At 39.1% G+C, this 14,434-nt stretch carries 10 protein-coding genes, 1 tRNA gene and 3 pseudogenes; 9 read left to right on the forward strand and 5 right to left on the reverse strand.

The window, feature by feature from the left end; genetic code table 11:
- Window positions 1-75: 75 nt before the first annotated feature.
- The 9 genes and pseudogenes from TY03_RS19220 (at window position 76) to TY03_RS19260 (ending at window position 10,034) form a co-directional block, all read left to right on the forward strand.
- Window positions 76-2,388, forward strand: coding sequence for an alpha-amylase family glycosyl hydrolase (locus TY03_RS19220; RefSeq protein ID WP_042372948.1), 2,313 nt, complete (start codon window positions 76-78; stop codon window positions 2,386-2,388).
- 662 nt (window positions 2,389-3,050) lie between these two features.
- A complete protein-coding gene (locus TY03_RS19230; protein WP_042372952.1) occupies window positions 3,051-4,463 on the forward strand; it encodes a Mu transposase domain-containing protein in 1,413 nt (470 codons plus the stop codon).
- A 92-nt stretch (window positions 4,464-4,555) separates the two neighbouring features.
- Window positions 4,556-5,253: pseudogene (gene istB, locus TY03_RS19235) on the forward strand (IS21-like element helper ATPase IstB).
- 293 nt (window positions 5,254-5,546) lie between these two features.
- Complete coding sequence (locus tag TY03_RS22590) at window positions 5,547-5,720, forward strand: hypothetical protein (protein ID WP_154663610.1); 174 nt, start codon at window positions 5,547-5,549, stop codon at window positions 5,718-5,720.
- Between the two features lie 176 nt (window positions 5,721-5,896).
- Window positions 5,897-7,321, forward strand: coding sequence for an MAC/perforin domain-containing protein (locus TY03_RS19240; RefSeq protein WP_042372954.1), 1,425 nt, complete (start codon window positions 5,897-5,899; stop codon window positions 7,319-7,321).
- A gap of 361 nt (window positions 7,322-7,682) precedes the next feature.
- Window positions 7,683-8,067: pseudogene (locus TY03_RS19245) on the forward strand (UDP-GlcNAc--UDP-phosphate GlcNAc-1-phosphate transferase); the annotation flags it as partial.
- A 212-nt stretch (window positions 8,068-8,279) separates the two neighbouring features.
- Window positions 8,280-8,990, forward strand: coding sequence for a hypothetical protein (locus TY03_RS19250; RefSeq protein ID WP_148335725.1), 711 nt, complete (start codon window positions 8,280-8,282; stop codon window positions 8,988-8,990).
- A gap of 25 nt (window positions 8,991-9,015) precedes the next feature.
- Window positions 9,016-9,321: a hypothetical protein gene (locus TY03_RS19255; RefSeq protein ID WP_042372958.1), complete on the forward strand. Its 306-nt coding sequence runs from the start codon at window positions 9,016-9,018 to the stop codon at window positions 9,319-9,321.
- Complete coding sequence (locus TY03_RS19260) at window positions 9,318-10,034, forward strand: hypothetical protein (RefSeq protein ID WP_042372960.1); 717 nt, start codon at window positions 9,318-9,320, stop codon at window positions 10,032-10,034. Before TY03_RS19255 ends, TY03_RS19260 begins: the two co-directional genes overlap by 4 nt.
- Window positions 10,035-10,149: 115 nt before the next feature.
- Here the strand turns inward: TY03_RS19260 and istB (TY03_RS19265) are convergent, their stop codons facing one another.
- The 5 genes and pseudogenes from istB (TY03_RS19265) to TY03_RS19285 form a co-directional block, all read right to left on the reverse strand.
- On the reverse strand, window positions 10,150-10,887 hold the full coding sequence (istB, locus tag TY03_RS19265) for an IS21-like element helper ATPase IstB (RefSeq protein WP_042373075.1): 738 nt from the start codon (window positions 10,885-10,887) through the stop codon (window positions 10,150-10,152).
- Window positions 10,888-10,901: 14 nt separating this feature from the next.
- Complete coding sequence (istA, locus tag TY03_RS19270; RefSeq protein WP_074434213.1) at window positions 10,902-12,437, reverse strand: IS21 family transposase; 1,536 nt, start codon at window positions 12,435-12,437, stop codon at window positions 10,902-10,904.
- 320 nt (window positions 12,438-12,757) lie between these two features.
- Window positions 12,758-12,952: pseudogene (locus TY03_RS19275) on the reverse strand (DUF5712 family protein); the annotation flags it as partial.
- A gap of 23 nt (window positions 12,953-12,975) precedes the next feature.
- Window positions 12,976-14,169, reverse strand: coding sequence for a tyrosine-type recombinase/integrase (locus TY03_RS19280; protein WP_042372966.1), 1,194 nt, complete (start codon window positions 14,167-14,169; stop codon window positions 12,976-12,978).
- Between the two features lie 161 nt (window positions 14,170-14,330).
- Window positions 14,331-14,404 (reverse strand) — tRNA-Ala (locus TY03_RS19285).
- Between the last annotated feature and the right edge of the window lie 30 nt (window positions 14,405-14,434).

The following is a 14,434-nucleotide window of genomic DNA, read 5'->3' on the forward strand; positions in this document are numbered from 1 at the left end:
AATAAATTGTTTTTTTAATAAAAAAGTCACTTCTATTATCATATATAAGTGACTTTTTTACTTAAACTGAAGATTATGCAAAAAATAAAGAGTCTATTTCTAATCGGGATTGTTGCATCCGTATTATTCGCCTCTTGCTCAAAAAATGAACCGATAATACCCATTCCCGAACCACCTGTTGTTGTTATCAAAGACGGGCTTAATTATTTGCCCGAGGCTCCTGATGCTGATAAAGAGTTAACCATAACCTTTAAAGCAGCTTCATCGTCTGCGCTGTATGGCTATGCGGGCAATGTATATATTCATACGGGAGTGATTGCCGAGGGTACATGGATGTATGTACCGGCTGCCTGGGATCAGAATCTGGATAAATGTAAAATGACCAAAGTAGCTGATAATACATGGAGCATAACATTGTCTCCCTCTATTCGTCAATGGTTTGCTTCGGGCGAAACATCCGTTCAGAAACTGGGGATTGTAATTCGGAGTGCCGACGGAACAAAAAAAGGACTGACGGAGGATTCGTTTGTAACGGTAACCGATAGCAAGTATACCGGATTTGTGCCGGCAGCGATTAAGAATGCTCCACTGCCCAACGGAGTGGAGGCAGGTATTAATGTGGTGAATAGTTCGACCGTAACGCTGGTGCTTTATGACAAAGATAAGAACGGTGCCCACAAAGACTTTGCTCACGTTGTAGGCGACTTCAATCAGTGGAAACTGAGCAACGATAAGAGCAGTCAGATGTTTCGTGATGATGCATCGGGATGCTGGTGGATTACGTTAGAAGGGCTCGATCCTACTAAAGAATACGCTTTCCAGTACTACGTGGGTACCAAAGCCGGAGAAACCATTCGTCTGGCCGATGCCTACTGCCATAAGATACTCGACCCGGATAATGATAAATTCATTGCTGCTTCTACTTATCCTGATAAGAAAGATTATCCCCAAGGAGGAATTGGCATTGTATCTGTATTTAAAACGGCAAAAGATTCTTATACATGGAAGGTGAATAATTTTAGTGTAAAAGATAAAGATAACCTAGTGGTGTATGAACTGTTGGTTCGCGACTTTACCGACACAGGAGACCTGAATGGAGTGATGAGTAAATTAGATTATTTAAAATCACTTGGAATCAATGCCATTGAATTAATGCCTGTGCAAGAGTTTGACGGTAACGATAGTTGGGGCTATAATCCGTGCTTCTTCTTTGCCATGGACAAAGCCTATGGTACGGATAAAATGTATAAAGACTTTATTGACGCTTGCCATGCCAAGGATATTGCCGTGATACTCGATGTGGTTTATAATCACGCTACCGGCAGCCATCCGTTTGCCAAGCTTTATTGGGATAGCAAAGTCAATAAAACAGCTTCCAATAATCCGTGGTTCAATGTAGATGCACCTCATCCGTATAGTGTATTCCATGATTTTAACCATGAGTCTCCACTGGTACGTACGTTTGTGAAACGCAACCTGAAGTTTCTTCTCGATGAATATCATCTCGATGGATTCCGTTTCGACCTCACGAAAGGGTTTACACAAAAGAGTAGTACCGAGTCTACCGCTTCTGCTTATGATGCCAGCCGTATTGCCATTCTGAAAGATTACAATGCAGCGATAAAGGCCGTGAATGATAAAGCTGTCGTTATTATGGAGCACTTCTGTGACGACAAGGAAGAAAAAGAACTTTCGCTGGATGGTATTAAAGTATGGCGTAACCTGAACAATGCGTATTGCCAGTCGGGTATGAGCTGGTCCGAAAACAGTGATTTCTCTAGGCTGTATACAGGTACCAATGCCATGACGTTCGGAGCCTATATGGGGTATATGGAAAGTCACGATGAAGAACGGGTAGGATACAAGGTGCTAACTTACGGTAATGGCGACTTGAAAACAAATCTAGTCAATCGTCTGAAGAGTTTATCGACCAATGCAGCTTTCTTCTTTACCGTTCCGGGTCCTAAAATGATCTGGCAGTTTGGTGAAATGGCTTATGACGTATCTATCGATGTGAATGGACGTACCGGTAAGAAACCACTGCATTGGGAGTATCAAACGCAGAATAAAGTGTTGGTCGATACGTATACGAAACTGATTGCTTTGCGCAATGATTATCCATCACTCTTTGCAAGCGGTGCTTCATTGACTTGGAAAGTGGGAGTGAACGATTGGAACAACGGACGTACGCTTACGTTGAAATCGGTAGATGGAAAAGAGATTCGTGTGTTTGGCAATTTTACGACTGCGGCTATCAACTATACTACTCCGGCGGATGGTATATGGTATAATTACCTTGGAGACGGATCGCAAGTCAAAACAGGAGAGAGTATCACTATACCTGCTCATGAATTTCGGTTGTATTCGAACTTTGCAAAAAATAAATAGAAATGGTTTTTTAGGTTAGATTGGTTTGCAAGGAGGGTGCGTCTTTATTCGTAAAGTTCACCCTCCTTGATTGGTAAATGATATGAATGTAAAAAGAATCTTATTTCTTGTTTTACTGGGATGATAAAGGTGTTTTCTATTTTGATAGGTTGACATGGGATGCCTTCTGTCATTATTAAATGATATTATCCGGGTGGGCTTAGTTTTGCAGCATCTAGCTAGTAGAGCTCCAATTATTAATAATGGTAGAATATAGCTTGGATAAGAAAATAACGCGAAGGTTATGTTTTAGATTCGTGATTATGTCCAAAAGTGGACAATAAATCATCTTTTTATTAAAAATGAATTTTGGAGAAAAGAAAAAAGATGTTCAATAATAGTCTATGAGACTGTATTTTGCATTTTATGTGGCTCTGTCCATAAAATTGTGTAAATGATAACTCGGGTCTTATAGATTCGAATTATTTTTTTATCTTTAACGGAATAAAGTGGAAAAACCGCCCCAACTTGCCCCCTCTTCACCAATCGAAAGTGATCCCCCTTTACCAATTTCAATTGACCCCTTTGTGCCAATTGAAATTGCCCCCGTAAAATAGTTTCCAATCCTTGCCTATTCTCTTTCAAATGATTATCTTCTTTGTTAAAAACAAATAATCATTCTTATGCCTAATCATTTAATCAGTATGCAAAAGATTCGTCAGGTCTTGCGTTTTTATGCTCAGGGAAAAGGAACCAAATCTATTGGTAGCCTTTTAAGTATGTCTCGTAACACCGTTAAGAAGTATTTACAGCTTGTTCAAAAACTGGACCAGAGTTACGATGAGTTGTTGTCGCTGAGTGACTCGGCTTTATCGGCCTTGTTTTCGGTTGATGAGAAGCCTGCCGTTGCCAATCAGCGTTGGGATGATTTGGAAGCGTTGCTTCCCGGCTATTGCAAGCGCCTTCAAAAAGTTAGCGTTACCTGTCAGCTGCTTCATAAAGAGTATTTGGCTACTCATCCTGATGGTTATGGTCGCAGCCACTTCGGTACTTATATTCAGTGTCATTTGGATCGTAGTCGTCCTGTGATGCACTTGGAACACAAAGCCGGTGAAAAGATTTACATCGATTTTGCTGGAGATAAACGCTCCATCGTTGATCAAGAGAGCGGTGAAATCATCCCTGTTGAGGTTTTCGTCTCTATTCTTCCCAGCAGGTACGAAGCTATCATCAATGATGATTTCGCTTCATTTGCGGAGCATTATGGTTTTACTGTGATTCCCGCTAGAGCCTATAAGCCTAAGGATAAAGCTCTGGTTGAGGGGGCTGTCAAGCTCATCTACCGCAGTATTTACACCAAACTTGATGATCGTGTCTTCCATGACCTTTCCTCGCTGAACGCCGCCATCCGTGTGGCTTTGGAGATTCATAACAACACTCCTTTCTCCGGGCGTAATTATAGCCGCAGGGATCAGTTTGAGGAGATCGAGCGCTCTTGTCTGGGACGTCTTAATCCTATCCGCTACGAGCTTAAAAAACGGTATAATGTCACTGTGATGAAGAGCGGGCATGTCCGTCTGGGTGAGGGTGCCCACTATTACAGCGTGCCCTGTGCGCACATCGGCAAGAAAGTGGTCTTGCAGTATACCAGCTCAGTTGTGGACATCTATCTGCATTATGAGAAGATAGCTAGCCATACCCGTAGCCTGATTCGGTATCGTTATACGACCAATAGCGACCACCAGGCCTCCTGCCATCAGTATGTCACCGACTGGAATCCTGAGAAGTTTATAAACGAGGCCTTAGCTATCCATGCCGACGTGGGAGCTTACATCAAAAGAGTACTGGAAGAGAAGACTCACCCCGAGCAAGGTTACAAGTCGTGTTCAGGCATCTTGAGCTTCGCCCGTCGTGTAGGCCACCAGCGGTTGATAAATGCCTGTCGTTGGGCAGATAGTTATGGGCTATACAATTACCCTGCCATAGAGAAGATCCTTCATAATCGGCAGGACGAAGTGTCTCTGGAAACGGAAACAGTCCAAGAGAAGGTTCTGCCTTGCCATGAGAATATACGAGGGAAAGAATATTATCAATAAACCACAAGTAAATCAATCACTTTAAAAAGAAAACTGTTATGGAAATGAACAAAGAAAGATTAGAAAAGATGTCCCGGATGCGTTTGCAAGGGATGTATCACGCATTTAAAACCAGTCTGGAGACTCTTCATGGGCAGAGTATGACTACTGACCAATTTACCTCTTGGCTAGTTACCAATGAGTGGGATGACCGTCGTAATCGTACCATCGAAAGAGCGGTCAAAGGAGCGGTATTTAGGTACAAGGCTTCAGTGGAAGATATAGATTACTCCATTGAGCGGGGACTGGATAAAAACCAGGTGCAACGCCTGGCAGAGTTGAGTTTTGTGGCAGAACATAAAGATCTGTTCATCACTGGAAGCACCGGGACTGGAAAGAGTTATCTGGCTACCGCTTTAGGGTATTAAGCCTGCCAAAAAGGATATAAGGTTCTGTACGCCAATACGGGCAGACTGTTGGGAGGCCTTAAAATAGCCAAGGCAAAGGGAACCATACTGCAAGAACTAAAGAAAATTGAAAGGCTGGATATGCTCATATTGGACGATTTTGGCATACAGCCATTTGATGTACAGGCCAGGATGAACTTATTGGATGTGTAGAAGACCGGCATGGTAAAAAAACCACAATTATCGCATCTCAAATCCCAGTCAAGGACTGGTATGAGACAATAGGAGAAAAGACAATAGCCGATGCGGTTTTGGGCAGGATCGTCCATCAAACACTGAGGGTTGAACTCTTCGGAGAATCACTTAGAAAGAGTAAAAGTAAAAAAGAATCGCTATATTTATAGAAAATATATTTAGTTAATCACGCATAAGGCAGCAATGCTAAAAGAAGAAATGCAAAGAAACAAAAGAAACTTTTTACAGAAATTTGATAGGGGGCAATTTAGATTGGCAACTGGGGGGCAGTTTGATTGGTATTTCCATTAATAAAATACTGTCGTTTTCTTTGTTTTTAATAAAATAATCCTCATATTTGCATCAATGCATTAGTGCCATCGTGCCGCAATATCTCTTAAATGGAGGAATTGCGGCATTTTTTTGATACAATGCTTAGTGTTAACTTTAAAATTAATTAGTTATGAGAAAAAGTTTATCCCAAATCATTGGCGAAGCAACAGAAAGGCTTCCCGAGCAAAATCAAGTTAATGGAGATTATTGGTCGACAAAAGTAGGTGATGGTGTTGGTGGAGTAGTGAATGTAACTTTTGAGAAGCATTATGGAGGTTGGGTCTTACATTGTACTGATTATTGACCTTTCGCCCCGTCTACCAACGGGGACTTTCTTTTGCTTACATGATAATTTCTTGAATAACATAAAGCTCCGGATCCTTGTATTCGGAGTTTTATGTTTATAAACATCAGCATATAATTGTTTATTAATATGTAAAAGGTTAAGTTTGAAAATTGTTAATTTAAATATATTATATTATGAAAATGAAGTATTTAATGTTTAGTTTCCTGTTTGCTTTTAGTGCTTGCTCTGAAGTAAATGACTTCTTGCCAAAAACTGGACAATCTGAGCCGACAACTAGAGCTGCTGGGGATGGAGAATATGATGTATTGGGTATGGGATATGATGTAACAGGAGAATATTTGCATCCGATGTCAGTTCGTAATCCAATCTTAGATATCGTAAAATACAAAAAAGATTATCCTAATCATATCATTACGGGCACTCCTTCTTCTGGTTTCGATAGAATGTATTATGGATATTCTTCTTCTGATTATATTAAAAATATTACTACTGAAACAAAGGCTTCATTTACTATGAGTTGTGGAGCAGAGAAAGATACTGCTTTTTTTTCTGGGAGTATTACCAATAATTCTTTTTTTAAAACTGAGTATTCTTATTCTGATAAGTATTCATTTGCAAGTTTAGATGCTATTAGAAATCGTAAATATATTCGCATCAATGATGAAGTGAACCGTTTGTCTGAATATTTATCAGATGATTTTAAAGAGGACTTAAACAGACTATCCCCAGATAGGGTAGTCGAAAGGTATGGTACCCATGTTTTGACTGATTTTATGATTGGAGGGCACTATAAGTTAATCTTTAGATCTGTTATTACAAATAGTAGAAATGCTACAACCAAGAAAGAAACTGTACATGCTGGATTCAAAGCGTCTTTAGGTAAAATTGGGTTTGATTATAATCTGGAGAATACGGAGACTACGGACGAATCGCTTGTGAAAGAAAATAAAAGCAAGGAGTTATATGTGCTCTTTTATGGCGGTAATGGTACTCATTTGAAATACGACTTGGAAAAAGGAATACCGACAGGAGTTGATATTCAGAACTGGGAAAATTCGATCTCGTTGCAAAACTCCTGTTTAAATGAAATTACATGGAAAGAAACATATCCAATTTATGATTTTATTTCTGATCCAATTAAAAAGGAGCAAATAAAAGCTGCAGTAAAAAGGTATATTGAATTATCTAAAATTAATATACTAGAATTACTTCCATTGTATATGTATTACGAGAAGGATAGGGCTAATCATTACTCTACCACTTCCCCAAACATTGCTAATGAATTTCCCGGTTGGGAATTAAATAGAATTGAATGCTATGTTCTGAAGAATCAGCTTCCTGGAACTATAGCCTTAAATCAATGGTTCCATGAGTGGGGGTTCGATCATTACACAACTACTCTCACGATACAAGGATGGGCTAATTTAGGAGTTACAGGTTATGTATATAAAAACTCCACTTTTGAAACTATTCCATTATTTGATTATTTCCATAAAGATGCTTTTGACCATTATACTACTCCGGACGGATCTATTCCACAAAATTATCCTGGTTGGGAGCTACATCGTATATCTGGCTATGTCTACCCAGCAGATTAATCTAAGAAATTGAGATAATGTAATCCGAGAAGGCTCTACTTCCAAGAGAAATGGGGCTTTTTCATTATACAATATTCACCGGAAGTTATATGCTGAAAAATACAATATTTGAAGCGAATTATATCTAATCCAGAAATAAATACTACCTTTCTGGAGATTTATCAAGCTTTCAAGAAAATCCTTTAATAACTAAACGTAGTGTATTGTCTTTTTCTTACTTTTGCGTCTGAATTAAAGAGTCTATGCCATGGAAGAGTAAAGCAATCTATCTCCTGAACAAAGCTAAGAAGAACAATCTCCCCAGTCATGAGTCTAGACCATGGCTGGGGAGATTAGTTCTATAACGTTCTCGGATGCTTACGATAAGTTCAACATTATCGATAAGCCGAATGAGCGCAGCTCGCATACACGCATCACGCTACGGGGTGGGGGAATTATCTTCTATTTCGGTGCATTGGCTTATTTCTTGACGAGTGATTATGCATATCCTTGGTTTATGTTGGCACTTACATTGATTACTGTGATCAGCTTTGTTGATGATATTTGCTCTACGTCGCAGAAGCTACGGTTGATATTTCACTTCTCGGCGATGGCGATGATGTTTTATCAATGGGGGCTGTTTTCTGTATCGTGGTACTGGATAGTGGTAGCCTTGATTGTTTGCACAGGGATTCAATGTATACAACTTTATGGATGGTATAAACGGGATAACGGGAGGATACTCACTTGTGATACTTGTAGCACTCCAAAAAGACATCTGGCGTACTTAAACGCAAATTATTTTTTTATTTTATTTTTTTACTTGTAAGTTCAAGATTTTTATTGTATATTTCCAATCGGTTTTCATTACATCTGTCAGATACATCTTTATTAAAAGTTTGGTCACTTCAAATAAAGCTATCTTTTGTCAGAGATGGAAACCTTTTTAAACTTTTATTTTAAACATAGGGACTAACGTATGAGAAAAATTAATCATGTTGTATTCGGATTCGTGCTTTTCTGTCTTTGTACTATGCAAATACAGATTGCTTCGGCACAAGAGTTGAATGTTACTGCCAATAGTATTTTAAAAGAAAATGTCACTACTGCAATAAATTTGCCTGCTTACAATTCAGAACTTCAATCGGGAGATCAGTTTGTCTATATATTGTCACTTGGATATGCTTTGGATTTAAAAGCTTTGACTTTTAATGACTTGTCTTTTGAGAAAATTTCAATGAATCGCTCGGTTATAGATGATGGATATCTATTTTCTCGTATGATGAACGATATTCTGATCTTTAAAGGTAATTCTTATACGCAAGGAGGAATATTAGAAAAATTTGGAAATCAAAGTAAGCTGCTTTATAGTGCTACTTATGCCAATTTGTTTGGTTTGATAGGAATGATTCCCTCACCTGGATCTATCTCCTGGAAAAATATCAGTAAAGTGCAAAAAGGAGAAATAAGATATGCATTAAACTTTTCTTTGGGACAGTTGAATTTTGACCGTGGGTGGTTGAATATGACTGATCTTCAGGACGCAAATCTCCCGAAGGGAAGCTCTATTATTACGGGTCTGATTTTGACAAATAAGCTTCAATTGAATTTATATAAGGAAGGATCTTTGATCGAAAAAATGAAAAATGATAATATGACTATAATTGGATTTATTTGCACTGTGATATAATATTGTTAATTTTAAAAAGAATGCTATGCAAGAAGTACAAAAAATTACGTGTGTGAACTCTGCGGGGTTCGTTCAGGAATTTCGTGTGAAATGGGAAGGTGAATGTTCGGATTGGTCTGATACTTATCCAAATCCTCAATCGGCTACCATTGATTTGAACAAGTATAACCTTGATTTCGGAACTGAAGTTTGGGTGGAGGTAAAAGCAATTTTAGGTTCTACCAAAGAGGCTGAATCCAAAGTTGTTTACAACCCTCTGTCTGAGAGTACGGCTGTTTATCGCACTACAGGTGCGACTTTGACTTATAAAATTAAATTAGAAGGAGAATGATTATGGAAGACAAATTGCTAGTAGCTCTTCTTGGTAAGATTCAAGATGTGCTTTCCGGAGAAAACACAGTATCGGGTAATGAAAGTGATTATTTGGCTTGGTGTCTGCCAGGTATACCTTTTCAGGCAAAGGATTTGCAATTCGCTGTTAAGGGTCTTAATGGAGCAGACGGTGCGGAAACTGCCGAGTTGAATAGAAATGCTTTTGAATTCTCTCGTGTGGTTAATAATATTCCAAACAATGGTACGATTAACGGTTTATTTGACAATCATGGAAGCGTATTATGGAATGTATATAAGGATGTGCTTCGCTTTTCGAAGGTACCCAAGGATGACTTGACAGAAAAGGAAGAAAAGAATTTGGTTAAACTTCGTAGTCTACTGACATCTAAATTCGTGAAGTACGATATCGATGATTTTGATAGGGAAAGGCCGAAAGAGTATATTCAAGAAAGCGCAATGGTTAAGGCTTACAATGCAAAATGTGCTGAGTATATTGCTGCCGTTATGGTTTATAATAACAAACGACTTTCGGCTATCAATGCTGAAACACCAAAGGCTGTTCAAGATTTTGCGACAAATGGCCATATTTATGAGAAACAAGTCCGTAACGCTTTAAACTCATGGGAGTCGGATGGGTACAAAGAAGATGTTGAGAAGATATATGCTTATATTGGAAATTCCAACGTAACTGCCCCCCAGTGTCCAATCTAAATTGCCCCCCTAAAATTATTTTCTAAAACAGCTAAGTTTTTCACTCTATAGCCTTGTCTGAACGCTATCAGTATGCCGGGGTTTCCATTATGTTTATTTCACAAATATACTTCTTTTATTTTTTACTTTGCATCTTCCTCAGGGAGTCCCCATGCAATTCTACTCTGACAGCTTGGTGAACAATTCTGTCCAGCACTGCATCCGCTATTGTCCTTTCCCCTATAATATCATACCAGCCCTTAACCGGAACTTGGGAGGTTATAAGTGTAGAACTCTTACCATGCCTATCCTCTATAATATCCATCAGATTACTTCGGCCTCCGGCATCAAAAGGCTGTATACCGAAGTCATCCAATATCAGCAGGTCCGTTCGTTCTATTTTCTTAAGTTCCTGTAAGATTGTTCCCTTTGCTTTGGCCACTTTTAGCTGTCCCATTAGCCTGGCTGTATTTGCATACAGCACCTTCAGTCCTTTCTGACAGGCTCTGTAACCTAGTGCAGTGGCTATATAGCTTTTCCCCGTTCCGGCACTTCCGGTAACAAAGAGATCTTTGGCCTCCTTAACAAAAGAGAGTTCTGCCAGGCGTTGTAATTGGTTACGGTCTAATCCTCTATCCAGACTATAGTCGACTTCCTCCAGAGAGGCCTTATAGCGGAACGAGGCTTGCTTAATAAGTCTTTCAATCATCCGATTACAGCGGTCGTCCCATTCATTGCTAACCAACCATGAGACAAACTGGTCTGTGGTCATTGTTTCAGCCTTGAAGCTGTCCATACTTGTTTTAAAGGCATTATACATGCCAAGAAGGCGCATTTGGCGCATCTTTTCGAGTGTTTCCTGATTCATTTCCATCATTGTTTCAATTATTAGTTATAATATTCTTTTCCACGGATATTTTCATGCGTGGGCATCTGTTGTTCTGCCGATTCTATACTTTCTTCCAAAGGGAGTTCGTCTTGCCTGTTTTTGAGTATTTTCTCTATCGCCGGATAATTATAAAGCCCGGAACTGGATGCCCATCTGCAAGCGTTTATAAGCCGTTTATTGCCAACTCTCGAAGCGAAGCTGAGGATGCCTCTGCACGATTTGTAAGCTTGTTCAGGATGCGGCTTGGCTTCTATTACATGGCGGATATAGTTCTCTACATCACCGTGTATGGATGCTGCCTCCCGCAGGAACTTCTCAGGGTTCCAATCAGTCAGAACCCTTTGGCTGGAAGCTAGGTGTTCCTCCTGATAAGTATAACCATAGGGTTTGTGGTTTCTTGCATAAGAAGCAATCTTCTCGTACTTTATGTATATATCCACCGTGGTGCCGGTATAGAGAATATTGACTTTCTTACCAATGTATCTATAAGGTACGCTGTAATAATGTCTCTCCAAACGCACATATCCATTCTTCTGTACAGTAGCCGTATGCCGTTGCTTAAGCTCAAAACGAATGGGATTCAATGGTCCCATGCAATCTCTTTCTAGTTCTTCAAACTGTTCACGTCGGCTGTAAGTACGTCCACTGAGCAATGCGTTATTGTGCAATTCCAGAGCCACCCTGATAGCAACGTTTAAAGAGTGGAGATCATAAAACTCACGATCTTCCAGTTTGGTATAAATACTGCGATAAATCAACTTTACTGCTCCTTCAACCAACGCTTTATCACGTGGCTTGCGCACACGGGCAGGGATGACAGCACATCCGTAATGTTCGGCAAAAGCAGCAAAGTCCTCATTCAGTTCGGCCTCATAACGACTCGGCTTGGTTACTGCCGCCTTCAGATTATCCGGGACGATGGCTGCAGGAGTTCCTTCATAGAATAGAAGTGCTGCTTCACACGCATGGATAAAGTCTTCTTTGCGTTGGCTCATAACAGCTTCAACATAGGTGAGCTGGCTACAAGGGAGAATGGCTACAAAAACCTCTACGGGAAGAATTTCACCCGTTTCATGGTCTATTATGGAGAGTTTATCACCAGCGTAATCGATAAACATCTTATCACCGGCTTTATGCTCCAGACGGGCCATGGGATGAGATAAAGCTAAATATGCCTGGAAATAAGTACCGAATCGACTGCGGGCATATCCATCAGGATGAGTACGTTGGTATTCCCAAAAAAGTTGCTGACGGGTAACTCCTTTTTTCTTAAGTCGTTTAGCATAATCAGGAAGCAATGATTGCAACTCCTGATACCGTGGAGATTGGTTATCACACGCTTGATTCTTCTCCTGAAAAAGAGAGTAAAGAGATGAGTCGTCCAAAGATAATACTTCCGATAGAGAAAGACCGCTCTTTTGATAAAGATGTAAGTACTTTTTGACTGTATTGCGGGACATGTTCAACATACTGCTGATACTTTTAGTGCCACTTCCCGAGGCATAGCACCGTAAGACTTGACGAATCTTATTCATACTAATTGATTTGTTAGGCATACTTCCTGTTTTTGACTTATTTAACAGATAAGATACGTTTTACAAATCTATAAAGCAACTCTTTGATCTTGTTTTAGGGGGGCAATTTGAATTGGACAGATGGGGGCAATTTAAATTGGATTTAGGGGATCACTTTGATTTGGAGCAAGGGGGGCAAGTAGGGGTGGATTTTCCAATAAGACCCGAGTTATCATTTACACAATTTTATGGACAGAGCCCACAGTTTGTTGTTTACACTTTGTTCCAGTCGCTTTCGTCTGCATTAATGTAATATCAAAATACTGGATATACATAAGAAGTTATAGTCTACGTCTTTTTTTCTTCCTAAGTTTCTTTGTTTGCAATTCTTTTGCCAGTGTTGCATCATTATTATTACTATCTCCAAATGAGAAGATAGATAATAGAGAGTCCCCACTACCGTTATTTTGCTGATTGTAAGAGTACTTATTATCTGCCTTGCTATCAAGATTGCAAGAAATCTTGTTTTCTTTTTTTGTTGGAGACATTTGTGCTTTGTTTAAAATTTCACATATCCAAAGACATATATTAGTACCTTCTCATTTAATCTGTCAATCCTTGTGTAGTCGGTTTTTATATACCCTTCAGTTATTCTGTGTGCTGAAGCATGATTTAAGGAAAATGCAACATCTTCCGTCGTGCCATTGCAGTCGTTTTGAGCTATAGTTGCCCAGCTATGACGAAATGTGTAAGTTGTTACCTTGCCTATCTTAGCTTGTTGGGTAATCTTTTTGCAACTAATGTCTATATATTTATTAAAGTTATCCGAAGTCTTATATCTATCAGAAAATGAGAACAGTTTATTCGTGCCTCTGTATTTCTCAAATATTGGTCTGATGAATTGAGGAACGTGTATTTCTATATATGCTCCATTTCCTCTTTTGTCTCTTGTTTTTTTGCGATTATAACATAGTTTCCAGTCATCCTTTAAACAATCTTTGTCAACATCAAATAGGTCAGCAGTATTCATCCCAACTAAACAAAAAGAAAGCATGCATACATCTTGGGCGAAGAGCTCTCTTTCATTCAATGTTTCATCTTTGCAAGAGAAAAACTTTAATAAACTTTCTTTATCTATTGAGCGCTTTTCAGGTACAGTGACACTAGGTATTTTGACATTCCTGAATGGCTGATTTTTTATCCGAATAATATCTCTATCATAATCATTATACTCATTACAACCAGCATCAAACATTGTCTTGATACATTTTGGGTATTGATTTTTTGCACTATTGGTTTCTCTTAAGCTGTATATCCAATCATTCAATAATTTTGAATTTAGCTCGCTAAATGAAAATTGATCGGCTCCTTTGAATGCACAAAGACTTCTTATCGCATTTCGATAGTTAACAGAAGGCCGTTCTCTACCGGCATTAATCATCTTATTGATAAATATCTGTGTAAATGCGGTAAATGATATATCTTCCTTTCGATTTACCAATAGGCTAAACACTTCTTGTACAGTTAGCTCTTCTGTCTTCTCAAAATTGAGTATATCTATGTATTTGCGGATTTTGATTGCACAATCGGAAACGACTATAGAATCAATAATCTCTCCCTTTTTAACTCCTTTAGAGGAAACGACCTTGTCTGTTTTGATGTATGCAACTTTTCTATTGTGTGTCACTCGTATGTAAATGACATAGCATTTGTCTGCTCTTTGGTTTCTGACGCAAGTTTTAAATAGTGCCATAGCTGGAATTTCTACTGTAAACAATGTGTAAACATCCACCGTCAAGCTACGCAAGAAAGTGCTTGGGGTGTAGGTGATTTTGTAGAGATATTAAAATAAAAAAAGCATATTAAATCTTTTTTTTAGACTTAATATGCTAATAATCAGCTTTTTGCTATTAGTGGAGAGTATCGGACTCGAACCGATCACCTCGACACTGCCAGTGTCGCGCTCTAGCCAGATGAGCTAACCCCCCATAAAGAACCTCGATAACGTTTGCAATAGT

This window comes from Bacteroides neonati, assembly GCF_000499785.1.
GTDB classification, from domain to species: Bacteria; Bacteroidota; Bacteroidia; order Bacteroidales; family Bacteroidaceae; genus Bacteroides; species Bacteroides neonati.